The organism is Nonomuraea sp. NPDC050733 (assembly GCF_040654215.1).
In the GTDB taxonomy this organism is placed as follows: Bacteria; Actinomycetota; Actinomycetes; order Streptosporangiales; family Streptosporangiaceae; genus Nonomuraea.
The window spans coordinates 86,719-112,960 of record NZ_JBFAHO010000002.1; the positions used below are offsets into that span (position 1 = coordinate 86,719).

28 protein-coding genes are annotated in these 26,242 nt (G+C 71.7%); 13 read left to right on the top strand and 15 right to left on the bottom strand.

The genetic code is table 11. The annotated features are described in order from the left end of the window. Positions 1–30: 30 nt before the first annotated feature. The 4 genes from AB0H64_RS04075 to AB0H64_RS04090 form a co-directional block, all read right to left on the bottom strand. Complete coding sequence (locus AB0H64_RS04075) at positions 31–2,940, bottom strand: BTAD domain-containing putative transcriptional regulator (protein WP_357619881.1); 2,910 nt, start codon at positions 2,938–2,940, stop codon at positions 31–33. 8 nt (positions 2,941–2,948) lie between these two features. Continuing rightward, a complete protein-coding gene (locus tag AB0H64_RS04080; RefSeq protein WP_357619883.1) occupies positions 2,949–3,344 on the bottom strand; it encodes a nuclear transport factor 2 family protein in 396 nt (131 codons plus the stop codon). Positions 3,345–3,512: 168 nt separating this feature from the next. After that, entirely contained in the window at positions 3,513–3,968 is a 456-nt protein-coding gene (locus AB0H64_RS04085; RefSeq protein ID WP_357619885.1) for a hypothetical protein, read from the bottom strand. 179 nt (positions 3,969–4,147) lie between these two features. Beyond that, positions 4,148–4,591 carry an SSI family serine proteinase inhibitor gene (locus tag AB0H64_RS04090; RefSeq protein WP_357619887.1) on the bottom strand — a complete coding sequence of 148 codons (444 nt, stop codon included), beginning with the start codon at positions 4,589–4,591 and terminating at the stop codon, positions 4,148–4,150. A 729-nt stretch (positions 4,592–5,320) separates the two neighbouring features. Here AB0H64_RS04090 and AB0H64_RS04095 point away from each other — a divergent pair. Then, the gene (locus AB0H64_RS04095; protein WP_357620778.1) at positions 5,321–5,629 is read left to right on the top strand and encodes a cysteine hydrolase; all 309 of its coding nucleotides are present in this window, start codon (positions 5,321–5,323) and stop codon (positions 5,627–5,629) included. 44 nt (positions 5,630–5,673) lie between these two features. On the opposite strand, the gene AB0H64_RS04100 is transcribed toward AB0H64_RS04095, so the two are convergent. Next, complete coding sequence (locus AB0H64_RS04100; protein WP_357619889.1) at positions 5,674–6,432, bottom strand: TetR/AcrR family transcriptional regulator; 759 nt, start codon at positions 6,430–6,432, stop codon at positions 5,674–5,676. A 58-nt stretch (positions 6,433–6,490) separates the two neighbouring features. Between AB0H64_RS04100 and AB0H64_RS04105 the strand changes: the two genes are divergently transcribed. Together AB0H64_RS04105 and AB0H64_RS04110 are read left to right on the top strand one after the other, a co-directional pair. Further along, positions 6,491–7,435: an ATP-binding cassette domain-containing protein gene (locus AB0H64_RS04105; protein ID WP_357619891.1), complete on the top strand. Its 945-nt coding sequence runs from the start codon at positions 6,491–6,493 to the stop codon at positions 7,433–7,435. Then, positions 7,432–8,250, top strand: coding sequence for an ABC transporter permease (locus AB0H64_RS04110; protein ID WP_357619893.1), 819 nt, complete (start codon positions 7,432–7,434; stop codon positions 8,248–8,250). Before AB0H64_RS04105 ends, AB0H64_RS04110 begins: the two co-directional genes overlap by 4 nt. A gap of 66 nt (positions 8,251–8,316) precedes the next feature. Here the strand turns inward: AB0H64_RS04110 and AB0H64_RS04115 are convergent, their stop codons facing one another. From AB0H64_RS04115 to AB0H64_RS04125, 3 genes are read right to left on the bottom strand one after another with little or no spacing between them, the layout of a single operon-like run. Further along, positions 8,317–9,402, bottom strand: coding sequence for a zinc-binding dehydrogenase (locus tag AB0H64_RS04115; protein ID WP_357619895.1), 1,086 nt, complete (start codon positions 9,400–9,402; stop codon positions 8,317–8,319). Positions 9,403–9,438: 36 nt separating this feature from the next. Continuing rightward, positions 9,439–9,630 (bottom strand): ferredoxin, encoded by a 192-nt coding sequence (locus AB0H64_RS04120; RefSeq protein ID WP_310708648.1) that lies wholly within the window; start codon positions 9,628–9,630, stop codon positions 9,439–9,441. After that, entirely contained in the window at positions 9,627–10,082 is a 456-nt protein-coding gene (locus tag AB0H64_RS04125) for a pyridoxamine 5'-phosphate oxidase family protein (protein ID WP_357619897.1), read from the bottom strand. The genes AB0H64_RS04120 and AB0H64_RS04125 overlap by 4 nt, the downstream gene beginning before the upstream one ends. 97 nt (positions 10,083–10,179) lie before the next feature. Between AB0H64_RS04125 and AB0H64_RS04130 the strand changes: the two genes are divergently transcribed. After that, positions 10,180–10,809 carry a class I SAM-dependent methyltransferase gene (locus AB0H64_RS04130; protein WP_357620780.1) on the top strand — a complete coding sequence of 210 codons (630 nt, stop codon included), beginning with the start codon at positions 10,180–10,182 and terminating at the stop codon, positions 10,807–10,809. Positions 10,810–10,840: 31 nt separating this feature from the next. Here AB0H64_RS04130 and AB0H64_RS04135 read toward each other — a convergent pair whose 3' ends face one another. The 4 genes from AB0H64_RS04135 to AB0H64_RS04150 form a co-directional block, all read right to left on the bottom strand. Beyond that, complete coding sequence (locus AB0H64_RS04135) at positions 10,841–11,821, bottom strand: DUF1702 family protein (RefSeq protein ID WP_357619899.1); 981 nt, start codon at positions 11,819–11,821, stop codon at positions 10,841–10,843. A 157-nt stretch (positions 11,822–11,978) separates the two neighbouring features. Then, on the bottom strand, positions 11,979–13,019 hold the full coding sequence (locus AB0H64_RS04140; RefSeq protein WP_357619901.1) for a prenyltransferase: 1,041 nt from the start codon (positions 13,017–13,019) through the stop codon (positions 11,979–11,981). Continuing rightward, positions 13,016–13,732, bottom strand: coding sequence for a methyltransferase domain-containing protein (locus AB0H64_RS04145; protein WP_310708652.1), 717 nt, complete (start codon positions 13,730–13,732; stop codon positions 13,016–13,018). Before AB0H64_RS04145 ends, AB0H64_RS04140 begins: the two co-directional genes overlap by 4 nt. A 51-nt stretch (positions 13,733–13,783) precedes the next feature. Continuing rightward, complete coding sequence (locus AB0H64_RS04150) at positions 13,784–15,013, bottom strand: glycosyltransferase family 4 protein (RefSeq protein WP_357619904.1); 1,230 nt, start codon at positions 15,011–15,013, stop codon at positions 13,784–13,786. Between the two features lie 256 nt (positions 15,014–15,269). Between AB0H64_RS04150 and AB0H64_RS04155 the strand changes: the two genes are divergently transcribed. From AB0H64_RS04155 to AB0H64_RS04165, 3 genes are all read left to right on the top strand, one after another. Continuing rightward, positions 15,270–16,292, top strand: coding sequence for a GDP-mannose 4,6-dehydratase (locus tag AB0H64_RS04155; RefSeq protein ID WP_357619906.1), 1,023 nt, complete (start codon positions 15,270–15,272; stop codon positions 16,290–16,292). A gap of 76 nt (positions 16,293–16,368) precedes the next feature. Continuing rightward, positions 16,369–16,935 carry a helix-turn-helix domain-containing protein gene (locus tag AB0H64_RS04160; protein WP_357619908.1) on the top strand — a complete coding sequence of 189 codons (567 nt, stop codon included), beginning with the start codon at positions 16,369–16,371 and terminating at the stop codon, positions 16,933–16,935. After that, complete coding sequence (locus tag AB0H64_RS04165) at positions 16,928–17,761, top strand: SRPBCC family protein (RefSeq protein ID WP_357619910.1); 834 nt, start codon at positions 16,928–16,930, stop codon at positions 17,759–17,761. Before AB0H64_RS04160 ends, AB0H64_RS04165 begins: the two co-directional genes overlap by 8 nt. A gap of 6 nt (positions 17,762–17,767) precedes the next feature. Here AB0H64_RS04165 and AB0H64_RS04170 read toward each other — a convergent pair whose 3' ends face one another. Beyond that, positions 17,768–18,241 (bottom strand): MarR family winged helix-turn-helix transcriptional regulator, encoded by a 474-nt coding sequence (locus AB0H64_RS04170; RefSeq protein WP_357619912.1) that lies wholly within the window; start codon positions 18,239–18,241, stop codon positions 17,768–17,770. A gap of 83 nt (positions 18,242–18,324) precedes the next feature. On the opposite strand from AB0H64_RS04170, the gene AB0H64_RS04175 reads away from it, so the two are divergent. The 3 genes from AB0H64_RS04175 to AB0H64_RS04185 all read left to right on the top strand — a co-directional run bounded on the left by AB0H64_RS04175 (position 18,325) and on the right by AB0H64_RS04185 (position 20,517). Then, positions 18,325–19,206: an LLM class flavin-dependent oxidoreductase gene (locus tag AB0H64_RS04175; protein WP_357619914.1), complete on the top strand. Its 882-nt coding sequence runs from the start codon at positions 18,325–18,327 to the stop codon at positions 19,204–19,206. 256 nt (positions 19,207–19,462) lie between these two features. Next, positions 19,463–20,272 (top strand): DUF559 domain-containing protein, encoded by an 810-nt coding sequence (locus AB0H64_RS04180; RefSeq protein ID WP_357619916.1) that lies wholly within the window; start codon positions 19,463–19,465, stop codon positions 20,270–20,272. A gap of 119 nt (positions 20,273–20,391) precedes the next feature. Further along, positions 20,392–20,517 carry a hypothetical protein gene (locus AB0H64_RS04185; protein ID WP_357619918.1) on the top strand — a complete coding sequence of 42 codons (126 nt, stop codon included), beginning with the start codon at positions 20,392–20,394 and terminating at the stop codon, positions 20,515–20,517. A gap of 8 nt (positions 20,518–20,525) precedes the next feature. Here the strand turns inward: AB0H64_RS04185 and AB0H64_RS04190 are convergent, their stop codons facing one another. Beyond that, positions 20,526–21,587, bottom strand: coding sequence for a hypothetical protein (locus AB0H64_RS04190; protein ID WP_357619920.1), 1,062 nt, complete (start codon positions 21,585–21,587; stop codon positions 20,526–20,528). Positions 21,588–21,644: 57 nt separating this feature from the next. After that, complete coding sequence (locus tag AB0H64_RS04195; RefSeq protein ID WP_357619922.1) at positions 21,645–22,829, bottom strand: cytochrome P450; 1,185 nt, start codon at positions 22,827–22,829, stop codon at positions 21,645–21,647. Positions 22,830–23,327: 498 nt separating this feature from the next. Between AB0H64_RS04195 and AB0H64_RS04200 the strand changes: the two genes are divergently transcribed. The 3 genes from AB0H64_RS04200 to AB0H64_RS04210 are packed head-to-tail and all read left to right on the top strand — an operon-like array spanning position 23,328 to position 26,226. After that, positions 23,328–24,173, top strand: coding sequence for a fumarylacetoacetate hydrolase family protein (locus AB0H64_RS04200; RefSeq protein WP_357619924.1), 846 nt, complete (start codon positions 23,328–23,330; stop codon positions 24,171–24,173). Beyond that, positions 24,170–25,495 (top strand): L-fuconate dehydratase, encoded by a 1,326-nt coding sequence (locus AB0H64_RS04205; protein ID WP_357619926.1) that lies wholly within the window; start codon positions 24,170–24,172, stop codon positions 25,493–25,495. Before AB0H64_RS04200 ends, AB0H64_RS04205 begins: the two co-directional genes overlap by 4 nt. Next, positions 25,492–26,226: an SDR family oxidoreductase gene (locus AB0H64_RS04210; protein ID WP_357619928.1), complete on the top strand. Its 735-nt coding sequence runs from the start codon at positions 25,492–25,494 to the stop codon at positions 26,224–26,226. The genes AB0H64_RS04205 and AB0H64_RS04210 overlap by 4 nt, the downstream gene beginning before the upstream one ends. Positions 26,227–26,242: the final 16 nt, after the last annotated feature.

The following is a 26,242-nucleotide window of genomic DNA, read 5'->3' on the forward strand; positions in this document are numbered from 1 at the left end:
CGGGCTCACCGCCGGCTCACCGCCTCCGTCTCACCGCCGGGTGATCATCTCCACGACGGTCTCGGGCAGCCCCATCAAGCGGAGGACCTCGGGGGTGGAGACCCCCATCACGGACGCCGTTTCGCCGGCCTCCCGGTATCGCTGACGGGCCGCGGCGTGGTCACCGTGCGCCTCGGCGACGCGGCCGAGCCCGGCGAGCGTGCGCACCCGGTCGCCGAGGCTCTTGACCCAGTGCGGGTCGAGGCGTTCGAGGGCCTCGACGTACAGCCGTTCGGCCTCGGCCAGGTCCTGCTCCAGCAGCGCGATGTCGCCGAGCCCGCGCAGGGCCGCCGCCAGGTAGGTGGAGCTGCCGGCGCGGCGGGCCAGGGCGGCGGCCCTCAGGTAGTCGGCGCGGGCCGCCGCCGCGTCCTCGCCGGCGAGGTGGTCCCCCCGGTTGACCAGCAGGTCGGCGCTGTCCTCCAGGGCGCCGAGCTGCTCGGTCAGGGTGAGCGCCTCGTCGGTCAGCTCGACGGCCCTCGCCCGGTCGCCGCGCGTTCCGGCCAGGCCGGCGAGCGAGTCCAGGGCCAGCGCGGTGCCCCAGCGGTCGCCGAGCGAGCGGAACTCTTCCGCCGCCACGTGGAATTGCGCCTCGGCCGCCGCGGCGTCCCCCTCGCCGAGCGCCCCGAACGCCGACACGTAACGGGCGGTCGCCCGCGCCCACGGCTCGGGGCACGCGAGCTGGGCCCGGACGAGCTCGAACGCGCCCCGCATGTCGCCCCCGACCACGTTGCGCATCATCCACAGGAGCAGGGCCACCGGGTAGCGGCCCGCCCGGTCACCCGGCCACGCGGCGGCCAGCGCCTGCCCGGCCCGCGCGAGGTGCCGCTGCCAGACCGGATGCCCGGCGGCATCCGACGCGGCCAGCAGCACGCACGTCGCATACTCCTCACCGAGCTCATCACCGAGCTCATCACCGGGCGGCCCTTCAGGAAGTACGTCGTCCAGCAGCGTGCCCGCGTAGGGCGCGGCGGAGGCGGACAGGCCGCTCAGCCACAGGTAGTTCGAGGCCGAGGCCAGCAGTCGCAGGGCCGTCTCCACGTCGCGGGCCTCGACGGCCCAGCGCAGGGCCGCCAGCAGGTCGGCGTGCTCGGCCGCGAGGATCGGCAGCCACTCCAGTTGCCGGGCCCGCCGCAGGTGCGGGTCGGCGGTCCGCGCGAGCTCCAGGAAGCGCAGGGCGTGGGCGCGTCGCACCGGCTCGGCCTCGTCCGCCGCTTCGAGCCGTTCGGCGCCGTAGGCGCGGATCGTCTCCAGCATCCGGTAGCGGCCGCCCGCCGCCTCCAGCAGGGACTTGTCGGCCAACGACTCCAGCGTCTCGCCGTCGGCGCCGCACACCCGCAGAGCGGACTCGGCCGTCGCCCCACCGGCGAAGACCGTGAACCGCCGCGCGGCCCGCTGCTCCTCCTCCGACAGCAGGTCCCAGCTCCACGCGACCACCGAGCGCAGTGTCCGGTGCCGCTCGGCGGCCGTCCGGGCGCCTCGGGCCGCGATCCCGAGCCGGTCGTCCAGCCGTCCCGCCAGATCGTCGATGTCCAGCGTGCGCAGGCGCGCCGCCGCCAGCTCGATGGCCAGCGGCAGGTCGTCCAGGGCCGCGCAGATCCGCCGCACCACCTCCGGGTCGGCGGCGAAACCGCGGCGTGCGGCCCTGGCCCGGTCGGTGAAGAGCCGTGCGGCCGCGTCGCCGTCCAGCGGCCGCACCTGCCAGAGGTTCTCGCCGATGACACCCAGCGGCTCCCGGCTGGTGGCCAGCACCCGTAGCCGCGGGCAGGCGGCCAGCAGCCGCGTCGCCAGCGTGGCGGCCTCTTCGACGAGATGCTCGCAGTTGTCGAGGACGAGCAGGAGCACGCGGTCCGACAAGGCGGAGATCAGGCGGTCGACGGGCTCCTGCTGCCCGGCGCCCTTCCCGAGGAGCCCGTTCTCGCGCAGGCCGAGCGCGCTCAGCAGCGCCCGCGGCAGGTCGGCGCCGTCGCGCAGCGCGGCCAGCTCCACGAAGCAGACGGCGTCGCCCGCCGCCCCGGCGACCTCGACGGACAGCCGGGTCTTGCCGACGCCGCCGGGGCCGATCAGCGTGACCAGCCGGGCCACGCGCAGCAGGGCGGCGACCTCGGTCACCTCTGCGGCACGGCCGACGAACGACGTGAGCTGGGCGGGCGGCGCGGCGGGCGACGGCGATGGATCGGCGCTCAGCACCTCCAGGTGCAAGGCGGCGAGCTCGGCCGAGGGATCGGCGCCCAACTCCTGGGCCAGGCGCCGCCTGGTCTCCTCGAACGCCTCCAGCGCCGCCGCCTGCCCGCCCTCGGCGAACAGCGCCCGCATCAGCAGCGCCGCCGGCCGTTCCCGGAGGGGATGACGGCCGACCAGCTCGCGCAGCTCGGGTACGGCCCCGCGGTGCTCGCCCAGGCGCAGCTCGCCCTCGATCCGGTCCTCGAGTGCTCCGAGCCGCTGCTCCTCCAGCCGTACGGCGGCGGCCCGCGCCGTCGCGCTCTCGGGGAGGTCGGCCAGAGCCGGCCCCCGCCACAGCTCCAGCGCCTCGCGCAGCAGCGGGACGGCCCGCCCGGTGTCGCCGTCGCGCAGCGCGGCCCGGCCCTGCCCGGTCAGCCGCTCGAACCGGCAGGCGTCCACGTCGTCGTCATGCGCGACCACGATCCGGTAGCCGGCTCCCGCCCGCTCGATCGCCGCCCCGCCGCCCAGGGCCGCGCGCAGCCTCGACACCTGGGAGTGCAGCGCGTGCGCCGACGTCCCCCCTGCCGGGTCGATCTCGTCGGCCAGCCGGTCGACCGGGACGACCTCGCCGGGGCGGAGCAGCAGCAGCGCCAGCAGCGCCCGCCGCGCCGGCCCGCCCAGCGGGACCTCGGTCCCGTCGTCGCGCCAAGCCCGGGTCTGGCCGAGGATTGCGAACCGCATGCGGGCGATTATGCCGGGGCTTCGATGGCGGTGCCTTGCGCGGAGACGAGCCGCCAGACGCCGGGGGAGACGGCGACGTAGACGTGGGTGTAGCGGCTGCCGGCGCTGAAGGCCGTACCGTCGGGATGGGTGAAGTTCATGCCGGTACGCCCCACGACGATCCCGACGTCCCCGACGCGGCGGACGACGGCCTCATCCGGGAACGACTCGATCGCCGGGAACCGTACGGCGCCGGTGGCGATGGCGTCGAGGAGGACGTCCCGGCCCACGACGGCCCCGTCCTCCACGCTCACCAGGACGAAGTCGTCCGCGAGGAGGTCGTCGAGGACCTTGGGCTCAGCGGCCGTCAGCGCCTCGAAGAAGCGCTGGTCGTGGCCGAGCAGGGATCGGCGGTCTGCGCTCATGGGGGTTCCGTTCCTCGGCGTCCAGGGGGCCCGAGCGTAAACGTTGTCGCCGGTGTCAAGGTCAAGGCGGAGCCGGGACGGCCCCCCGATCGGCGAGCGCCGGCCCCCTCCTGACCGGTCTCGCCCAGGCCGCCCCGACCGTGGCCGCCTGGTGGCGGCGGAAGGGAATCAGTCGTGCGCCGTGGACCTGGTCGTCGTGAGGTGGCGGTCGATGATCTGGTCGAGCTGCGCGACCGCGGGCTCCCAGTCACGCGGCACCGTGTGGCAGCGGACGGCGCGGTGGCCCCGGTAGCGCAGGGTGTAGGTGAAGTGATCCGCGACGTCGCAGCCGTCCGTGGAGGGGCTCCACGTGGAGACGTTGCCGAGCCTGCGCCGCAGGAGGCTGAGCTCCGCGGCGGTGAGCTGGAAGGCGGCGGTGGCCGCGGCGGAGGCGGCCCGCGCCCGGCCGTGCCGGTCTATCGAAATGCTGCGCTGAATTCCGGCGAACCCGCCCGTTTTTTCATAGCCGATCATTTCTGGTGAATGACCGGTCGCGGGCCGCGTCTGCGTTTCGGCCCGTGCGGTCGTGGCCGGCAGGGCCGCGATCGCCGCGAGAACGGCCGCGAAAGCCAGGTGTTTGAACACGAATATATCCTTCCCTCGTTCGGAAAGCGTTTCGGAGTCCGGTGGCGGGATTGCGGGCAGCCCTGTCCCGGGGCACCACGGAAGGGCCCATTCTCGCAGGCACGTCCTCATCTGCCGTTCATGTGACGGCCATGTGAGAGTGGGGACCGGGATGCCCCGGTTTCGGGAAAGGCCGCTGATCAGGAGGCGAAGAGGACGCCTCCGGTGGCACGCACCGCCGTGCAGAGGTTCGGATACGTCCGCGTGAATTCGCGGAACTGCCTGTTCCAGGCCCCGGTGGCGGTCACGTGCACCGGGGCGTATTCCTTGGTGCACATGCCGGGGTCCTCCGGGATGCGCTCCACCACGCCGTTCGCGCGCCGGAGCTGGTCGCAGGCCTGCGCCGGGCTGGCGTGCGCGCCTCCGTCCGGGCCGCACAGCAGGGTGCCGGCCGAAACGGGCGCGGGATCGCCGCTGGTGGCGGGGGTGACCCTGAGAACGTAGACGCCGACAGGGTCGGGCGCGGCCGAGCCGGCCGACGTGGTCGCCAGGGCGGGCGCGGCGGGGAACAGCGGCACCAGACCGGCCAGGGCGGCCGTGGTGAGCCACGCCCCGTGACGGTTGAAGTTTCGCTGCGATCGCATGGGATACCTCCTTGTATCTCTGCCGCGATCAGCGGCATTCGGTGTGGTGAGGCGCAATTGTTGGGCGCCTCGTCGTGCGGAGGAAAATCGCGGGGATCCGATGCCGGTAGGCGCTCCTGAATCCCTGCGCCACGCGATGTTAGAACGATGACAACTGCGGGGCAAGCCGCCGATCGCGCGCCGCCCGAGGTTCGTTGACCATTCAAAGAAAACCTGGGCTTCGTGAATCCCGCCGGCTGACCGTAAACAGTGAAGGATGCGTGAGTGGGCGCCGCGCGCTACCGCTCGCCGAGCAGGCGATCTTCACGCGGCGGCGCCGAAGAGGGTCGTCCGTATTGCACGGCTTTTTCCGGTGGGCCTTTTTATTTTCAGTGACAAAGCTCACATTGTGGCCTTATTGCGGCCCGCATTCCGGCAGGCGGTGGGCGAAGCCCGTGGCACCCGAGGTGGGGTGGTGCACGTCACCTGGCCAGAGTGGTGTGGTCGAACTGCCCGGAGCGGAGCGCGGCGAGAGCCGGGTGCGGTGGCCACGAAGGCGCGCACAGCGTCGAAGCCCTCAATGACACAACAGACGGTTGTTCATCGCGAGCGGATCGGTTGTTTGATCTCGGCGTCCACCAGCCGCTTGGATGCACTTGGTCAACATGATGTTGTTCTTCGGAACAACCACCGGCCACGCCACGAGACACCACTGGAAAGGTATGCGCACTCGCGTGGGTTCACGAGCGCCTGACTCCCCAGGAGGGCGACATCACGGTCCGTAAGATCCGCTCCGGCGGCCTCTCCACCACCGACCTCCACCAGCGGCTGCGCGAACGCGGCATCGACACTCTGGTGCTCTCCGGTATCAGTACCAGCGGCGCGGTCCTGTCCGCCGTCGTCGACGCGGCCGACCGCGACTATCGGCTCTACGTCCTGTCCGACGGCGTCGCCGACCCGGACACCGAAGTCCACGACATGCTGCTCCGCCGCGTCTTTCCGGCACGAGCCCACATCATCGAGGCAGCCGAGTTGCACGCCCTGCTGCCGGCCGGCTGACCCGGACCGCCGACGGTCCCGGCAGTGCTGGCGCCGGAGGCCGCTCAGTTGTCACGGGCCGTCGCCGGGAGGGCCGCGGCGATGCAGTCGAGGACGCGCTGGAGCCCGTACCGGAACTGGTCGTCGCGGCTCAGGTGCGGCTGGCGCGCCTCCATCACGATCTTGGTGAAGATCGGGTACTTCCCGCTCTTCACCAGCCCGTCGATGTACGGGTAGCTCCGCGCCATCCACTCCGGCTCGCTGAGCCCGCTGCGGCGGAACTCCTCGGCCGAGCTGATCTCCTCGCGGACGGTGCCCTCGATGTAGCCGTTCAGCATGGCCATGAGGCCGAGGTTCTCGTCGATGGAGACGAAGACGTCGAGCACTCCCATCAGCCGTTCGATCAGGAGCAGCTGGTTGGGGCCGAAGCTGGGAAGTGACCGCTGCACGGTGGCGATCCACGGGTGCCTCAGCCACATGGCCCGCAGTCCGTCGGCGTAGCGGGTCAGGTCGGCGCGCCAGTCGCCCGAGGGCAGGCCCGTGACGTCGATCTCGCCCATCAGCCGGTCGGCCATGAGCTCGACCAGGTTGTCGCGGCTCGGGACGTAGCGGTAGAGGGACATCGCGCCGGCGCCGATCTCGGCGGCGATCCGCCGCATGGTGGCGGCCTCCAGCCCTTCGGCGTCGGCGATCCGGATCGCCGCCTCGGTGATCTGCGCGCGGCTGTAGACCGGCTTCGGCCCGCGGGCGGGGCGCTCGGGCCGCATCCAGATGTTCACGTACTCGGCGTCGGCCACCGTCTCCTCCTCCCCAGTTGCGTACATGGTACCCAGTAACCTAACCTGACCCGCAACCGCGTACAACGTACCCAGTGGAGGGGTCATGTCTGATCCGATCGTGGTCGCCGAAGGGCTGCACAAGTCCTTCGGCGACACCCACGCCCTGCGGGGCCTGAACCTGAGCGTCCCGCCGGGCACGGTCTGCGGCGTGCTGGGGCCCAACGGCGCGGGCAAGACGACCGCGGTGCGCATCCTGGCGACCTTGTCCGACCCCGATGCCGGGCACGCCCGCATCGCCGGGTACGACGTCGTCCGCGACGCCGGCGAGGTGCGCGCCAGAATCGGGCTCGCCGGCCAGTACGCCGCCGTGGACGAGAAGCTCACCGGCCGCGGCAACCTGCGCATGTTCGGGCGCCTGTCCCACCTGTCCCGGAGGCAGGCGCACCAGCGGGCCGACGAGCTGCTCGAACGCTTCGGCCTGATGGACGCCGCCGACCGGCCGGTTCTCGGCTACTCCGGCGGCATGCGCCGCCGCCTCGACCTGATCACCAGCCTCATCCTGCGCCCCCAGGTGCTCTTCCTGGACGAGCCCACCACCGGCCTGGACCCGCGCAGCCGCGGCGAGATCTGGGACAGCGTGCGTGAGCTGGTGGCCCACGGCACCACCGTGCTGCTCACCACGCAGTACCTGGACGAGGCCGACCAGCTCGCCGACGACATCGCCGTCGTCGACCACGGGCGGGTGATCGCCGCCGGCACGCCCGACGAGCTGAAGGCCACGATCGGCGACCGCCTCGACGTCGTCCTCGAAGACCCCGCCGCACTGCCTGCGGCGATGACCGTCCTGAACGCCCTCACCGGCGCCGATCCCACGACGCCGGGCGCCGACCGGCTCAGCGTCGCGCTGCCCGGCGGCCGCCTCCGGCTCGCCGACATCGTGCGCGAGCTCGACCGCGCCGGAGTCGACGCCGCCGACGTGAGACTGCGCCGCCCCACCCTCGACGAGGTGTTCCTGCGCCTCACCGACCGCAAGGAGACCGTGCGATGACCGCACTCACCCCACCACTGGGCCGCCTGCGCTGGACGATCACCGACGGGCTGACCCTGGTCGGCCGCGAGCTGAGCCGGCTGCGGCAGGAGCCCGGGCAGATCGTCGCCGCGCTGATCTTCCCGGCCGTCATGGTGGTGCTGTTCGGCTACGTCTTCGGCAGCGCGATCCCGGTGCCGGACGGCGGCGACTACCGCGAGTACCTCATGCCCGGACTGTTCGCGATGGTGACCTTCTCCGCGTGGATGGGGGTCATGACGCGGATGGTCGGCGACGCCTCCCGCGGTGTGATGGACCGGTTCCGCTCCATGCCGATGGCGCGCTCGGCGGTGCCGTTCGGGCAGACCGGCGCCGACCTGCTGATCGGCCTGCTGATGCTGGCCATCATGGTGGGCGCGGGCCTGCTGGTGGGCTGGCAGCCGCACCGCGGCCTGATCCCCACGGCCCAGGCGTTCCTGCTGATGATCGTGCTGCGGTACGCGCTGAGCTGGGTGGGCGTCTATGTGGGCCTGGCGGTGAAGAACGAGCAGGTCGCCGACGCGATGGTGCCGCTGAGCCTGCCGTTCACGATGCTGTCGAACGCGTTCGTCCCGACCGGCGGCATGCCGGGCTGGCTGCGCTTCCTGGCCGACTGGAACCCGGTGAGCGCGCTCACCGCCGCCTCGCGGGAGCTGTTCGGCAACCCGGGCGCCCCGTCCGGGAACGTGGCCTGGCCACTCGCGCATCCGGTGGCCACGGTCCTGCTCTGGTCGGCCGCGCTGCTGGTGATCTTCGTCCCGCTGTCGCTCCGCGCCTACATGCGCCGAGGGCGCTGAAACCCCGGGGGTACCCGAACGGCCGATCAGAGAGCGATCAGCGTCCAGGGGAGTCGAGCGTCCAGGTCAGTCCAGGATGACGACCTGGCGGAGGACCTCGCCGCCCTTCAACGCCGCCACCGCGTCGTTCAGGTCCGCCAGGCGGATACGGGCGCTGATCATGGAGTCGAGGTCGAGCTGTCCCGCCTTGTAAAGGTCGGCGAAGTACGGGAAGTCGTGCCGGACGTCCGCCTCGCCGTACACGCTGGACAGCAGCCTCTTGCCCTCGAACAGCAGACTGAACGCGGAGATCGACACCATGTCGTCCACCGCGCCCGCGCCCACCACGACCACGTCGCCGCCCTGCCGGGCGAGCTGCCAGGTGGCCTGGATGGTGGCGCCCTTGCCGACCGCCTCGAAGGCGTGGTCGAAGCCCTGGCCGCCGGTCAGCTCGCCGAGGGCGCCCGCGACGCCGTCGGGGGTGACGGTGTGGGTGGCGCCGACCTTCCTGGCCAGCTCGTGCTTGGACTCCAGCGGGTCGACGGCGAGAATCACCCTGGCCCCGGAGAGGCGGGCGCCCTGGATGACCGACAGGCCGACGCCGCCGCAGCCCACGACCGCGACCGTGGAGCCGGGGCGGACCCGGGCGGTGTTGACGGCGGCGCCGACGCCGGTGGTGATGCCGCAGCCGATGAGCGCCGCCGCCTCCCACGGCACGTCCGCGTCGATCTTGATCGCGCCCTGCCAGGGGATGACGACCTCCTCGGCCCAGGTGCCGCAGCCGGCCATGCCGAAGGCCATGGTGTCGCCGCCGAAGCGGAAGTTGCCCTTGCTGAACGCCTCCACCGTGTACTTCATGCACAGGTACGGCTGACCCCCCACGCACAGCCGGCACTCCTGGCAGGCCGGGCGCCAGCTGATGATGACGTGGTCGCCCGGCTGGACGGAGGTGACGTGGTCGCCGACCTCCACCACCTCGCCCGCGCCCTCGTGCCCGGGGACGAGCGGCACGGGCTGCGGCAGCACGCCGGACATGGCCGACAGGTCCGAGTGGCAGACGCCGGTGGCCCTGACCCGGACCCGTACCTCGGTGGGGCCGACGGGAGCCAGTGTGACGTCGTCACGGATGTCGAGCTTGTCGTCGCCTACGGCGTGCAGAAGCGCGGCGCGCATGGGGGTTCCTCCTCCGGGCTGGTCCTGTGGGGACGGCTATTCCTCTAGGGAGAGTGCGGCTTTCGGGCAGGACCGGACCGCGTGGCGTACGCGGTCGTGCATCTCGGGTGGCGGGTCCGGGAGCAGGATGTGGAGCTGGTCGTCGTCGTCCACATCGAACACCTCGGGAGCGAGTCCCATGCACACGGCATTGGCCTCGCAGACCAGTTCGTCGACCTTGACTTTCACGTGAGCCTCCTGTGATCCCATGAGACCACCTTGGTGCGCTCGACGACGAATCCGACCCGTTTGCGGCCGGTCTGCTCGACATACGGCAGCAGGTGCTCGTCGGCCACGCCCGGGGTCATGGCGCGCGCCACGCGCAGGCCGATGTCGAGAACGCGCTCCGGGTCCTCCACGCGCTCGGCCTTGCCGTACACCAGGACCCCGCGCAGCTCGCCGTAGTCCTCGCCGGTCTCCACCAGGCAGGTCACCCGCGGGTCGCGCCCCAGGTTGCGGGTCTTCTGGGCCTTGGCGTAGGTCCAGAAGACGATCCGCCCGCGCTCGTCGAGCGCGTAGAACATGGTGACGAGGTGCGGCGTGCCGTCCGGGTTGATCGTCGCGAGCTGCAGCTTGCGGGCGGACGCGAGGAACGCGTCGGCCTCGTCGCCGGACATCGCGATGCGAGCGCGCTGATTCACGTGCCAAGTAGAACAGGTTGCATAATGCCGGGCAAGAGGTCTCCGGAACCTTGTTCGGTCTCGGAGGGGGATGTCGAATAGGGTGCGGTTCATGATGATGCCGCCCGATCTTCTGGACGCCGCCGAGCACGCCAAGGGCTTCATGCCGCCGGACGAGGGACTCGCCCTGTTCGAGACGGCCCTGCGGTACGGCAAGCGGGGCCCCATCTGCGAGATCGGTACGTACTGCGGCAAGTCCGCCATCTACCTCGGGGCGGCGGCCCGGCAGGCCGGGACCGTGGTCGTCACCGTGGACCACCACCGCGGCTCGGAGGAGATCCAGCCCGGCTGGGAGCACCACGACCCCACGCTGGTGGACCCCAGGCTCGGCAAGATGGACTCGCTGCCGGTCTTCCGGGCCACGATCGCCGCGGCCGGGCTGGAGGACGAGGTCATCGCCGTCGTGGGCCGGTCGGAGCGGGTGGCCGCGCTGTGGCGTACCCCGCTCGGCATGCTGTTCATCGACGGCGGCCACTCCGAGGAGCCGGTGACGCGCGACTACGAGGGGTGGGCGCCGCACGTCATGGAGGGCGGGGCGCTGGTCTTCCACGACATCTATCCCGATCCGGCCGACGGCGGGCAGGCGCCGTACCGGGTGTACCTGCGGGCGCTGGAGTCCGGGGCGTTCGAGGAGGTCACGGTCCGGGGGTCGCTGCGGGTGCTGGAACGGGTCCGTCCCGGCGTCTGACGCGTGCCGGGGCCGGAATCGCGGCGGCGCGTCAGCGGGTGACGAGGTGGTGGCGGCGGGACCAGGCGCGGCGGGTCTCCCCCTGCCAGGCGAGGTAGTCGTCGTGCGTGCGGACGTCGTGGCCGAGGGCCAGGAGCGACCGGTCCGCCCAGGACGCCGCCTCCTCCGGCTCGGCCCCCGCCAGGATCGGCACGGCCAGCATGGCCGGCCCCAGCAGCGCCCCCTCGCGCACCACGGCCATCGACGCGAACGCGCACCCCTGAGCCAGGGAGGACCGGTACCCGTCGGCCCCCGCCCGCTCGGTCAGCAGCGCCAGCTCATCACCGGTGGCGCCGCCGGTGCGGGTGGCGGCGAAGGCGGCCCCGGCCCACAGGTCGGCCCGCCGCCCCACGGGGAACCCGGCGATCCGGTCCGCCACGGCCACGGCCGAGGCCCGCTCGTGGTGCCACAGCAGCCGGCCGAGCCCCTGGTCGAACGTCGCGCAGCGGGCCCGCGTCAGCAGCCCCGGCATGGCCCGCTCGTCCAGCATGCGGGCGTTCGACTCCTGGCTCCGCTGGAATCCGTACCCGTCGACCGCCAGCCAGCGCAGCAGCGGATGCCCCCGGCGCGCCCCGCGTACCGGAGGCAGGCGCAGCAGCGCGTACCCACGCCCGGCGCCGAGGTGGACGGCGTGGTGATGGCGCGCGGCCGGTCCGGACAGCAGCTCGCGCAGGCGCCGGCCCCGCGCCAGGGTGAGCAGGTCGAGCACCGCGCTCGCCGCCCCCGCGCCCTCGCAGGCGAACGTCCACCGCTCGTGCGGCAGCCCGTCGAGCAGTTCCTGGAACACGGCGGGATCACGGGACAGAGCGGCGTTGAAACCGGAGACGTAGGAGCTCTCGGCCTCCTCGACGGCGCGCCGGGCGGGTCCGGCGGCCCAGGGGCCGGCGACCACCTCGTCGGCGTCGCGGGCCAGCAGCCTGCGCCAGCCGGCGGCCGGGGGCGCAGAGGCCGGATCGATCCCGTCATGATGCAAAAAAGCAGTCGTGCCCGTGTCGCCCACGCTTCCCCCGAAGACGCCTCGTACGGCCACTCCCGACGCTAGTGACCCGCTTGCGCCTGCCCAGGGTGCCGCTCCGGCTTTTACGGCAAAGAAACCGCAAAAGCCCTTGCGGAGTCAGGGCAGGGCAAGATCAGGCGCGGGCCGGCGTGCAGCCGCACAGGTCCGGGTCCGACGGTGGGACGGGTGGCGCGCTCACGTCGCGGAACAGCCCGGCGCCCCCCGACAGCCCCTCCAGCGCGTCGGCGGCCAGCACCACGGCGGCCGCCGTGTACCCGGACCGCTCGTGCGGGAAGTGCTTGCGGTTGGCGAACTGCCAGCCCGTCCAGTACGACCCGTCCTCGTGCCGCAGGTGCTGGATGTCGGTGAACAGCCGCTCCGCCCGCTCACGCTGACCCAGCGCGTCCAGCGCCAGGGTCAGCTCGCACGTCTCGGCCCCCGTCACCCACGGCTGGTCCGACACGCACCGGATACCGAGGCCGGGCACCACGAACGTGCCCCACTCGCGCTCCAGCAGCTCCACCGCCTGCGCCCCGCGCACGGCCCCGCCGAGGACCGGGTAGTACCAGTCCATCGAGAAGCGGCTCTTGTCGGCGAACGCCTCCGGGTGGGCCGACAGCACGTGCGCGAGCCGGTCGGCGGCCAGCTCCCAGTGCGGCTGCGGGTCGCCGAGGCGCTCGGCCAGCAGCACGCCGCAGCGCAGCGCCTGGTGGATCGACGAGCAGCCGGTGAGCAGCGCGTACGTCGAGGGCCGCCCCTGCGCGTCGCGCTCCCAGACGATCTCGCCGCGCGCGGTCTGCAGCCCGGCGACGTAGTCCAGGGCGGCCTTGACCATCGGCCAGCGCCGCTCGGTGACCTGCTGGTCGCCGGTCACGAGGTGGTGGTGCCACAGCCCGGCGGCCACGTACGCCGCGTGGTTGGTCTCGCCGCCCCGCTCGGCGGCGACGCCGTCGACCAGCTTCATCGGCCAGGAGCCGTCGTCGCGCTGGTGCCGTTCCAGCCAGTCGTAGCCGCGCCGCACGGGCTCGTCCAGCCCGGCGACGGTCATGGCCATCAGGCATTCGACGTGGTTCCAGGCGTCGACGTGCCCCTCGGGCCACGGCACGCCGCCGTCGTCCTGCTGGATCGCCGCGATGCTCAAGGCCGTACGGACGACCTCCTCGCGGCCGATCACGCCGCGGGCTTCCTGACGTAGAGCACCACGCTCTTGCCGATGAGCGGGTTGAGCAGGGCCTCGGCGAGGCGGGTGGCGGCGGGGCGCTTCATGATGTCCCACACCAGCAGCTCGTGGTACGCCTTGGCCAGCGGGTGCTCGGCGTTGTTGACGCCGACCGCGCACTTGATCCACCAGTACGGCGCGTGCAGGCCGTGGGCGTGGTGGTGGGGGCCGATGACGAAGCCGGTGGACTTGAGCTTGGCCGACAGCTCGGCCAGCGTGTAGATGCGCACGTGCCCGCCGGGGGCGGTGTGGTAGTCCTCGTCGAGCGCCCAGCAGATCCGCTCGGGCAGGAAGCTCGGAACGGTGATCGCGGCCGTGCCGCCGGGCCTGAGCACCCGGAAGATCTCCCGCATGGCGGCCATGTCGTCGGGGATGTGCTCCAGCACCTCGGCGGCGATGACCCGGTCGAAGCTCCCGTCCTCGAACGGCATCTCCAGCGCGGTGCCCTGAACGGTCTCGCCGGTCGCCTCCGGCGGCACCTCGCCGGCCTTGTCCATCGCCGCGAACATGGCGGCCACGCCGTCCAGCTCGGCCTGGTCCATGTCGAAGGCGACCACGTCCGCGCCGCGGCGCAGCACCTCGAAGGCGTGCCGGCCCCCGCCGCAGCCCAGGTCGAGCACGCGTGTGCCGGGCCCGACGGGCAGCCGGGCGAAGTCCACGGTCAGCACTTGATCCGTCTCCTTGTGGTCAGGGGAAAAGGGTCTCTCGGCTGGGGTGGGTCAGCGGGTACGGCCGTGGGCGGCGATGGCCTCGTGGTACGCCTCGACGGTCCGCTTGGCGACGACGTGCCAGGTGTAGCGCTCCATGACCCGCTCGTATCCGGCGCGGCCGACCCGCTCGCGCTCCTCGGGGGAGTCGTGCAGCCGCCGCAGCACCGCGGCCAGCTCCTCCGCGTCGCCGGGCGCGACCTGGATCGCCGCGTCGCCGACCACCTCGGGCAGCGCCCCGGTACGGCTGGCGACCAGCGGCGTGGCGCAGGCCATGTGCTCGACGGCCGGCAGCGAGAAGCCCTCGTACAGGGACGGGACGACCGAGATCTCGGAGGTGGCGATCAGCTCGCCCAGCTCGTCGTCGGAGATGCCGTGGACGAAGCGGACGCGCTCCTGCAGTGACAGCTCCTGGACGAGCTGCTCGGTGGGACCGCCCGGCGTGGGCTTGCTGACGACGGTGAGGTTGACGTCGCGCTCGGTGGCGAGCTTGGCCACGGCGCGCAGCAGCGTGGCGACGCCCTTCATGGGGGAGTCGGCGCTGGCCACGGCGACGATCGAGCCCTTGCGCCGGGGCTTGTCCGGGCGCGGGTGGAAGTAGCGGGTGTCGACGCCGAGGGGGATCAGGCGCATGTTGGCCTGGGGGACGTTGAAGTCGCGGTGGATGTCGGCCAGCGACGACTCGCTGACCGTGAGGATGGGGCTGAGCCGGGGCGCGACGCGGGCCTGCATCTTGACGAACCCGTACCAGCGGCGCAGCGACAGCCGCTTGGAGCCCTGCGCGGCCTCCAGCTCGATGCGCCGGTCCACGCTGATCGGGTGGTGGATGGTGCCGACCACGGGGAACAGCTTCTGGATGCCCAGCAGGCCGTAGCCGAGGGTCTGGTTGTCCTGGACGACGTCGAAGTCGCCGACGCGCTTCTTCAGCTCGCGGTGGGCGCGCAGGGTGAACGTCAACGGCTCGGGGAAGCCGGCCGTCCACATGGTGCCGACCTCGAGCAGGTCGATCCAGTCGCGGTACTCGTGCAGCTTGGGGGTCCTGAACGGGTCCTCGTCGCGGTAGAGGTCCAGGCTCGGCACCTCGTTGAGGATCACGCCCTCGTCGAGCTCCGGGTACGGCTGTCCGGAGAACACCTCCACGTGGTGCCCGAGCGCCACGAGTTCGCGGCTCAGGTGGCGCAGGTAGACGCCCTGCCCCCCACAGGTCGGCTTGCTGCGGTAGGACAGCAGCGCGATCCGCAACGGACACCCCTTTCTCTGCCGGTAGGCACGCTGAGTCCGGCGTGTACCGTGAAAGATGACCTTAGTCCGAAAAGGCTACCATTCGGTAGGTCGCCTGGAATTGTTCCTCATCTCTTCCGCACGGCGTGCGAACTGCGACATTGGCATGCCCGAGCGGGATTCGGTGGAACGTGTTCTAGGCGAGTTGGTGCTGTGACATTGCCTTAGCTGTACATTCCCGTCCCAAGCAGACGCGGTAGTGATAGGGGAGGACCCGTTGGCCAGGCGCGCTTTGATCACCGGCATCACCGGCCAGGACGGCTCCTATCTGGCGGAGCACCTGCTCCGCGAGGGCTACGAGGTCTGGGGGCTGGTCCGCGGCCAGGCCAACCCGCGCGTGTCGCGCATGCGCAGGCTGCTCGCCGACGTCCAGGTGGTGCGCGGCGACCTCCTCGACCAGGGATCGCTCATCTCGGCCGTGGAACGCGTTCAGCCCGACGAGGTCTACAACCTGGGCGCCATCTCGTTCGTGCCCATGTCGTGGGAGCAGGCCGAGCTGACCGCCGAGGTCACCGGGATGGGCGTGCTGCGCATGCTGGAGGCGATCAGGGTCTGCTCCGGCGTGTCGCGCGGCGGCACGGCCGGTGGCCAGATCCGCTTCTACCAGGCGTCGTCGTCGGAGATGTTCGGCCAGGTCAGCGAGACGCCGCAGAACGAGCGCACCGCCTTCCACCCGCGCTCGCCGTACGGGGTGGCCAAGGCGTACGGGCACTTCCTCACCCAGAACTACCGCGAGTCGTACGGCATGTTCGCAGTGTCGGGAATCCTGTTCAACCACGAGTCGCCGCGGCGCGGCGCCGAGTTCGTCACCCGCAAGGTGTCGCTCGGAGTGGCCCGCATCAAGCTCGGGCTGGCCGACGAGCTGCGCCTGGGCAACCTGGAGGCGCGGCGCGACTGGGGGTTCGCCGGCGACTACGTGCGGGCCATGCACCTCATGCTCCAGGCCGGCGTGCCCGAGGACTACGTGATCGGCACCGGCCACATGAAGTCGGTCAGGGAGCTGGCCGAGGCCGCCTTCGCCGCGGCCGGGCTCGACTGGGAGCGGTACGTCGTCACCGACCAGTCCCTGCACCGCCCCGCCGAGGTGGACCTGCTCTGCGCCGACCCGAAGAAGGCCCGGGTGCAGCTCGGCTGGGAGCCCACCGTGCCGTTCGACGAGCTGGTCGCGATGATGGTCGAGTCGGACGTCCGCCTGCTCTCCGAGGGCGGCGACCACGACCAGGACAGCTCCTGGCCCTGATCCTCCCCGTGCTCGCGGGCTCCTTCGCTGCGTCCTATTGACAAAATTGCTTTTTACGTAAAAGCTTGTTTTTGCGATGAGAGACGTCCTGTACCTGGAAGAGATGGAGCAGGCCGAGGCCCTGCTGAAGCCCCAGCGCGTCGAGGTGCTGCGGCAGCTCGCCGAGCCGCGGACCTGCACCGAGGTCGCCGAGCGGCTCGGCCAGACGCCGCAGCGGGTCTACTACCACGTCAAACGGCTCGTCGAGGCGGGGCTCGTCGACCTGGTCTCGGAGCGCAAGGTGCGCGGCATCAGCGAGGGCATCTACCGGGCCGGCGCCCGCGCGTACTGGCTGTCGCCGCGCCTGGTGGGCCGGATCGGGCTGCGCAGGGCGCGCGACGAGCTGAGCCTCGGCTACCTGCTGGACCTCATGGAGGAGGTCCAGGCCGACGTCGCGGCCCTCGACCGCACCGCTCCCGAGCTGCCGTCGATCGGCGTGTCGGGGGAGATCCGCGTACGGCCGGAGGACCGCCAGCGGTTCCTGAGCGACCTGCAGACCACGCTGCAGGAGCTGTTCACGAGGTACGGCGGGGCAGAGGGCGACGCCTTCAAGCTCGCCGTCGCCTGTTACCCGGTGCAACCGAAGGAGGAGCACGATGAGTGACCCGATGACCCTGCGCGCCCGCGTCCAGGCCCCCGCCAAGGAGGTCCGGAACGCGCTGACCGACCCCGCCGCCATGCGGATCTGGCTGGCCGAGCACGCGGAGGCCGGCCCGGACGGCTCCTTCGCCTTCTGGGGCCGGCACACGCCCGAGGGCGACGCGCCGCACCAGCGGCTCCTGCACGCCGACGACCGCACGGTCCGCTTCGCCTGGACGCTCGACGGCGTCGAGACGACCGCCGAGTTCGGGGTCGAGGAGGAGGGCGCCGACGCCACGATCGTGACGATCACGCAGAGCCACTACGACCACCAGGAGGCCCTGGCCAACACCAACATCCGCGGGGTCCTGCAGACGTACTGGTGCCTGGCCCTGGCGAACCTGGCCGAGCACCTGGAGGGCCGCGAGCTGACCCCGAAGATCGACTTCACCTCGCGGGACATGAGCGCCGGCGTGGTCATCGACGCGGCGCCGGAGACGGTGTTCGACTCGCTGGTCGACTCGGAGAAGGTCACGCGCTGGTTCGGGTACCCCATCGGGATCGAGCCGTACGTGGGCGGGCGCTACGCCATGGGCGGGTTCGACAACCCCCAGCCCGCCAAGATCCTCGAACTGGAGCCGGGGAGGCGGCTCTCCGTGGACTGGGGCTCCACCGGCGTCGGCACGTGGGAGCTGGAGGGCTCCGGCGGGCGGACGCGCCTGACGCTGGTGCAGAGCGGCTTCGAGGGCGAGCGCCCGCCGTACGCGGCCTGGGGCGGCATCCTGGCGGGGCTGTCGGAGCTGCGCCGCTTCCACGAGATCCCGGACTGGCGGCCCATCTGGGTCGAGTAGGAGCCCCTACCTCCCGAGCTCCTCGCCCGGGGCCAGGCGGGCGAGGACCGTCTCGGCGATCCCGCCGAGGGCCTGGATCTGCTCGGAGGTGAGCAGGTCGACGAAGTGCCGGCGGACGGACTCCACGTGCCGGGGAGCGGCCTCCTGGATGGTGCGCAGGCCGTGCTCGGTGAGCGCGACCACCGAGCCGCGGGCGTCGCTCTCGCACTCCTCGCGGCTGACGAGCCCCCGCTGCTCCATCCGGCCGATGTGCCGGGAGAGCCGGCTCTTGGACCAGAGCATCCGGTCGGCCAGCTCCGTCAGCCGCCGCCGGTGCCCCTCGGAGGAGGTCAGCGCCGACAGCACGTCGTAGTCGGGCGCCGACAGGCCCGACTCGCGCAGCAGGTCCTGGCTGACCTGGGCGTCGAGCAGCAGCCGCATCCGCCGGTAACCGATCCAGGCCCGGAACTCGTCGTCGTCCAGCCATCGTGGCTCCGCCATGCCCACACCTTAGACCATGTTGTTGACGTGTAAACGACTGCCGATTAGGTTTACATGTAAACCTTTTGGGAGGGGTGAGTGGCATGTTCGGACTCGGGATCTCCACCTCCGCGGCGGCGGGCGCGGATCCGGTGGGCGACGCGCGGACGGCGGAGGAGCTGGGATTCGACTTCGTCTCGGCCTCCGACCATCCGTGTGGCAGCGAGCCGACGTACGAGGTGTGGACACTGCTGACCTGGGTCGCGGCGGCCACGTCACGCGTCCGGGTCGCCACGCGGGTGCTGGGAGTGCCGTACCGGTCGCCGGCGATGGTCGCCAAGATGGCCGAGACCCTGCACCGGCTGTCCGGCGGCCGGCTCATCCTGGGGCTCGGCGGCGGCTACTCCGACGAGGAGTTCCGGGCGTTCGGGCTGGGCGTGCCGTCGCCTCGGGAGAAGGTCGACGGGATGGAGGAGGCCATCCGGATCATCCGGGGGCTGTGGTCGCAACCGTCCTTCACGTTCGAGGGCGGCCGCTACCGGACGCTCCGGGCCGACCTGGAGCCCAAGCCGGAGGGGCCGATCCCGATCTGGCTGGGGACGTACGGCAAGCGGGCGCTGGAGGTCACGGGGCGGCTGGCCGACGGCTGGATCCCGTCGTACGGGTTCGCGCCGCCGGAGCAGGCGTCGGCCATGAGGGAGCGCGTCCTGGCCTCGGCCGCCTCCGCCGGGCGGGAGGTGTCGTGCGTCTACAACGTCCCCGTGCGGGTGGAGGCCGGTGGCTCCCGGGAGGGGGCCGTCGCTGGAAGTGGCGTCTCTGCGGGTGCCGTCTCCGGGAGTGCGGAGGAGGTGGTGGAGCGGCTGACGGCGCTGTGCGGTCGCGGGTTCACGTCCATGAACCTGCTGCCGGTGGGTCCGGACTTCCGCGACCAGGCCGAGCTCCTGGCCCACGCGGTGCTTCCCCACCTCCGCGCCGCCGCCTCCTAGCCGGCCCCTCTGGACGGCCCCCTTCTGTGGACGGGCATGCGTCATCCACAGAACGCCGTTCGGCGCGTGGGGGCGGCCTTGTCCCCGTCATCCTGAGCGGGTGAAACCGCCTCCTCCCTCACGTGCCACGGGCCCCGTGCCGCCGGTGTCCGTGTCCCCGGCTTCCGTGTCCCCGGAGGCCGTATCCTCGGCATCGGCGTACTCGGCATCCGCGTCGTCGGCGCCCGTGTTGTCGGTGTCCGTGCCCTTGGAGTCCGTGCCGCGTCGTCGTGCCACGCTGCTCGACCGGGCGCGGAGCGTCACCCGGGCTGTGCCGCAGGCCGTCGCCTGCCGTCAGACCGCCGCGCACGTGTGGGGCCTGCGCGTGCTCAGCCCTGGCACGGCCGACGCCGACTGGCCGGTCGAGCTGGCCGCCTCCGGCCACCTGACACTCCCCGGCTGCGTGACCCACGTCTGCCCGCTGCGGCCGGAGGAGGTGACCGAGCACAAGGGGGTGCGCGTCACCACCCCCGGCCGCACGGCACTCGACTGCGCCCGCTGGCTGCCGCGCCTGGAGGCGGTGGCCGCCCTCGACCAGTTCGCCCGGCGCGGGGTGGACCTGGAGGAGCTGTGGCGTCGCGCCCCCTCGTGGGAGGTACGCGACACGCTCGCCCTGGCCGACCGGGGCGCGGGCTCACCCCGGGAGAGCTGGCTGCGCGTCATCCTCGTGGACGGCGGCCTGCCCCGCCCCGCCACCCAGATCCGCGTCACCCTGGCCGGCGATCGCCACGCCTACCTAGACCTCGGCTGGAGACCATACCGGCTGGCGGTCGAGTACGACGGCCAGGAGCACCACACCTCCACGGCCGACCAGCACCGCGACGACACCCGCAGGGAGGAGCTGCGGCTGCGGGGGTGGCGCGTCATCCCGGTGCGCAAGGATGTGATCCCCGGCCAGACGGCGGCCTTGCTGGAGCACGTCGCCAACGCCCTCATCGAATGCGGCTGGCGCCCCACACCGCGCCAGACAACCCGCATCCTCGCCCGCATCCGGGCCGCCCGCCACCACCGCCACCGCTACCGTTGACCAGACCTGCACTCTGCACCCAGCTCCTCGAGCGTTCATCGTCGGCAGGCCGGCTCCTCATGTCGTGGCTGAATGCACCGCCAGGCTGGTCAGGGCGCAGTGCCACAGAACGGGAAACGTTGGACACCCATGAATTGCCCGCCGCCCTTCTTTGCGACTTCACCGACGTCGCCGGGCCTGACCACATCTCGTTCACCGATGACCTGGTCCTGCACAAGGTGTTCGTGAACGGGGTGGAGCGGTGACGAGGTCGTCACGGTGCCAGGGTCAATGCGGCGCCCAGGGCGACGGGCCATACGACCAGCAGGTACGACTCGCTCGGCCGGTTCGACAGCCGGTCGCCGTCACGGCCGCGGCCGTGGACTCGCAGCCCGTAACGGCCCGCGCCCTGGGGCGTCAGGTTCGTCTCGCCGCCGCCATCGCCCTCGGCCGTCAGGCCCTGTACGCGCATCACGCCGGTCGTGGTGACGAACTCGATCTCCTCGTACTGCTCCCAGCCCCGCCCGGTCGTCCGGGGCGCGGCGGGCTGCCAGCTCACGTGCATGCCGACGACGCCCCTGCGCTTCTCCGTACGGATGAGCAGCGAGTCGGCGGCGGCGGCGACGAGCCCGTCCGGCAGCGGCGGCGGGGCGGCGACGTCCTGGAAGGGATTGACGATCCGGACGCGGTGCCCCACCACGGGCGCCATGCCCCGCACGGCGGTGGGCAGGTGGGGCCGCGCGATCCGGGCCGGGTCACCCTGACCCGCCGGCCGGCCCCGTTCCGACTGCGGCAACCCGTGCTCGCGGGCCCATCGCCGGATTTCGGAGGACTTGTCCGGCAAGCCCAGCTCCTCGGCGACCCCCACCCCCAGCCGGGCGGCGGCCTCGGCCCCCACGTCCAGCGGCCACACCGTCACCAGGTAGAACTCGAACGGCACCTTCGGCACCCCCGTGGGGTCGAGGTCGCGGCCGCGGGCCTGCACGCGCATGCCGTACCGCCCCGGTCCCTGCGGCGTCAGGACCGGGAGGGCCGCGGGAGGCTCCGACATCAGGCCGCCCACGCAGATCTCGCCGGTGAAGGTGATGAGCTCGACCTCCTCCGTCTCGTCCCAGCCCGTATCGACGGGCGGCCGGGCCGAGGCCAGACGCACCGTGACGTCCACGACGCCGGTGTGGATGCCCGTCAGGATCACGGCGGCGCCGGGGGCGGAGGCGGTCAGCCCGTTGGGGACGCTGCCGGGATGATCGCGCCCCGGCTCGGTGACCAGGAGCTGATGGTGGGAGACGTGGATGTCGGCTCTCGCGGTGGTGGGCGGGGCGGGGGAGGCGGTCATGCCGATCAGGCTAGGCAGCCGGTCCGCCGCCCGCCACGCAAATGGTGATCTTGGTGCTCAGCTCACCGAGACGGGGAGCTCCTTGATGCCGTTGATGAAGAACGAGCGCAGCCGCCGGGCCTCACCCGTGCGGCGCAGGCGCGGGTAGCGGCGGGCCAGCTGCTCGAACAGGACCTTGAGCTCCAGCTTGGCCAGGTGGTTGCCCAGGCAGAAGTGGGCGCCGCCGCCGCCGAAGCCGATGTGCGGGTTCGGGTCGCGGCCGATGTCGAAGACCTCCGGGTCGGGGAAGACGGAGGCGTCCCGGTTGGCCGAGGAGTAGAACACGACGACCTTGTCGTTCTCCTTGATCTGCTTGTCGCCGAGCGTCACGTCCTGCGTGGCCGTGCGGCGGAACAGGTTGACCGGCGACACCCATCGGACGATCTCGTCGGCGGCCGTGCGCGCCAGCGACGGGTCCGCGACGAGGCGCTCCCACTGCTCCGGGTGGTCGAACAGGGCCACCATGCCGCCCGAGGCGGCGTTGCGGGTGGTCTCGTTGCCCGCCACGACCAGCAGCAGCACGAACAGGTCGAACTCGTTCTCGTCGAGGGTCTGGCCGTGCTCGTCGGGCTGGATGAGCCTGGTGACGATGTCGTCGCGCGGGTTCTCCCGGCGCTGGGCGGCGAGCTGGTTGGCGTACGCGTAGAGCTCCATGGCCGCGTCGCCACCCCCGCCGGGCGCGTCCGCGTAGTCCGGGTCCTGGGCGCCGATCATGCGGTTGGACCAGGAGAAGAGCTTGTCACGGTCGGACACGGGCGCGCCGAGCAGCTCGCAGATGACGTACAGCGGCAGCGGGGCGGCGACCTCGGTGACGAAGTCCACCTCGCCCGAGCAGTTGTCGAGCAGGTCGTCGCAGATCTCACGGATGTGCTGCTCAAGGGCGCCGATCGTGCGCGGGGTGAAGCCCCGGTTGACCAGCGAGCGCCGCCGCGTGTGCTCCGGAGGGTCCTGGTTGAGCATCATCATCCGCTGGAACGCCCGCTGCTCCTCCGGCATCTCGTCGAACAGCGCGAGCCGGCGCTCCGAGGAGAACACGTCGGAGCGCCGCGACACCTGCACGACGTCGTCGTAGCGCGTGACCGCCCAGAACGCCGGGTCGCCTTCGTGGCGGTAGACCGGTTCGTTCTCGCGCAGCCGGCGGAGCTGGTCGAGGGGTGGTCCGGATTGCGCGTACAGGTCCTGGTCGACGAGATCGATCCGCACGGTGACTCACCTCAAGGGGGATGGTTCCCAACTATCTGGAACGTGTTCTATTACGGCGTGCTCCCCAGTCAAGCGCACCCGATCCCGCATGGCCACCCGCGCTTCACAGCTTCCCCCGGCGGGTATGAGACATCGGGTGTTTGGCCGTCTCGATCTGTCCGCTCGGCGGCGGGGAACGCCGTGGCGAGGGGCGACAAGGCGCGGGCCCTCCCGTGGACTCCTTGGCGGGAGGGCGCATCGGAGAAGCCATCCGATGACCGGGCCGCACGGATACGCCGTGCAGGCCGGGCTCGGGGCCCGTCCTCCTCCGATGTCTCAGCCGTCCGGTCGGGCGATCTTCCGGGGTACTCCGATCTCGTCCTGGGGGACTTCGGGTGCTACGTCGGCATATTTCGCGCCACGGATCCGATGTATCGCGCCAGGAAGGCTTGACATCTCCCCACCCTGCCCAGCAGCATCAGAGCTATAGACATCCGATGTATGGACGAAGGATGCGGTGTGAAGCTGCTGCGAGTAGGACCTGTCGGGCAGGAGCGGCCGGTGGTGATGGACGACGCCGGCAACCTGCGTGACATCGGAGAGCCCGACATCGACGGTGCTTTCCTCGCTTCCGGGGGAGTGGCCCGCGTCCGCGAGGCGCTGGAGCGCGACGAGCTGCCCGTCGTCGTCGGTGAGGGGTTGCGGGTGGGGCCGCCGATCGCGCGTCCGGGGAAGATCGTTTGCATCGGCCTCAACTACAGCGACCACGCCGCCGAGTCGGGCGCCGACGTGCCGGCCGAGCCCGTCGTGTTCATGAAGGCGTCCAACACCATGGTGGGGCCGTACGACGAGGTGCTGGTGCCGCGCGGCAGCGTGAAGACCGACTGGGAGGTGGAGCTCGCGGTCGTCATCGGCAAGCGGGCCCGCTACCTGGACGGCCGCGAGGAGGCGCTCGACGTCGTCGCCGGGTACGCGGTGGCCAACGACGTCTCCGAGAGGGAGTTCCAGCTTGAGCGCGGCGGCCAGTGGGACAAGGGCAAGTCGTGCGAGACGTTCAACCCCCTAGGGCCGTGGCTGGTGACCGCCGACGAGATCCCCGACCCGCAGAGCCTGGCGCTGCGGCTGTGGGTGAACGACGAGCTGCGCCAGGACGGCGACACCAAGAACATGATCTTCGATGTGGCCGAGATCGTGCGCTACCTGAGCCGGTTCATGGTGCTCGAACCCGGTGACGTCATCAACACCGGCACTCCGGCCGGCGTCGCCATGGGCATGCCCGGCCAGCCGTACCTGAGGGCCGGCGACGTCATGGAGCTGGAGATCGAGGGGCTCGGCCGGCAGCGGCAGACGGTGGGGCAGGCATGACGGGGGACGTCACGGGGGCCACGGGCGCGGTGGCGCGGCCGTACCGGATCGTGGAGATGGAGACGCACGACATCCGCTTCCCCACCTCGCGCGAGCTGGACGGCTCCGACGCGATGAACCCCGACCCCGACTACTCCGCCGCCTACGTCGTGCTCAGGACCGACGACGGCTTCTCCGGCCACGGGTTCGCGTTCACGATCGGGCGCGGCAACGACGTGCAGACCACCGCGATCACCGCGCTGAGGTCGTACGTCATCGGCAGGGACGCCGAGGACCTCGGCGCGCTCTACAAGGAGATGGTCAACGACTCGCAGCTGCGCTGGCTGGGCCCCGAGAAGGGCGTCATGCACATGGCGATCTCCGCCGTGGTCAACGCCCTGTGGGACCTCAAGGCCAAGCGCGCGGGCAAGCCGGTCTGGCTGCTGCTGTCCGAGATGACCCCCGAGGAGATCGTCGACCTGGTCGACTTCCGCTACCTCAGCGACGCGCTGACGCCGGAGCAGGCCCTGGAGATCCTCAGGCGGGCCGAGGCCGGCAAGCGTGAGCGCATCGAGACGCTCCGGCGCGACGGTTTCCCCGCCTACACCACCTCGCCCGGCTGGCTCGGCTACGACGACGACAAGCTGCGGCGGCTCTGCAAGGAGGCGCTCGACCAGGGCTTCCGGCAGATCAAGCTCAAGGTGGGCGCCGACCTGGCCGACGACGTGCGCCGCTTCCGCGTGGCCCGCGAGGTGTGCGGGCCGGACTACCCGATCGCGATCGACGCCAACCAGCGCTGGGACGTCGCCTCCGCCATCGCCTGGGTGAAGGCGCTCGGCGAGTTCAACCCCCACTGGGTGGAGGAGCCGACCAGCCCCGACGACGTGCTCGGCCACGCCGCCATCGCCGAGGGCATCAAGCCCATCCCCGTCGCCACGGGCGAGCACGTGCAGAACCGCATCGTGTTCAAGCAGCTCCTCCAGGCCGACGCCATCTCGTACCTGCAGATCGACTCGGCGCGGGTCGGCGGCGTCAACGAGAACATCGCCATCCTGCTGCTCGCGGCCCGCTTCGGCGTCCCGGTCTGCCCGCACGCGGGCGGGGTGGGGCTGTGCGAGCTGGTGCAGCACCTGTCGATGTTCGACTACGCGGCGGTCAGCGGCTCCATGGACGACCGGGTGATCGAGTACGTCGACCATCTGCACGAGCACTTCATCGACCCGGTCGTGATCGACAACGGAAGGTACCGCGCGCCCTCCGCGCCGGGCTTCAGCGCGGAGATGCGTCCCGAGTCGATCGCCGCCCACAGTTTCCCCGACGGCGAGGTCTGGAAGGACGCATGAGTCTCAGAGCGATCGTGACAGGCGGCGGGTCCGGCATCGGCCTGGCCACCGCGACCCTGCTGGCCGAGCGTGGCATGAAGGTCGCGTGCCTCGACCTCAACCCTCCTGGCGATCCGTTCGTCGGCGTCAAGGTGGACGTCACCGACGACGCGGAGGTACGCGCGGCCGTCGCCGAGGCGGCCGAGCGGCTCGGCGGCATCGACGTGGTCGTCAACAACGCGGGCATCGGCGCCCAGGGGACGGTCGAGGACAACCCCGACAGCGAGTGGCAGCGGGTCTTCGACGTCAACGTGCTCGGCATGGTCCGGGTGAGCCGGGCGGCGCTGCCGTACCTGCGCAGGTCGGAGCACGCGGCGATCGTCAACACCTGCTCCATCGCCGCCACCGCCGGCCTGCCGAACCGCGCCCTCTACAGCGCCACCAAGGGGGCGATGCTGTCGCTGACCCTGGCGATGGCCGCCGACCACGTCCGTGAGGGCATCCGCGTCAACTGTGTGAACCCCGGCACCGCCGACACCCCGTGGGTGGGCCGGCTGCTCGACGCGGCCGACGACCCGGAGGCGGAACGCCTGGCACTGAACGCCAGGCAGCCGATGGGCCGCCTGGTCACCGCCGAGGAGGTCGCCGCCGCGATCGCGTACCTGGCGAGCCCCGAGTCGAGCTCGACCACGGGCACGGCGCTCGCGGTCGACGGAGGCATGCAGGGGCTGCGGCTGCGCCCCGCCACCTGAGGGAACGCAGGGCCCT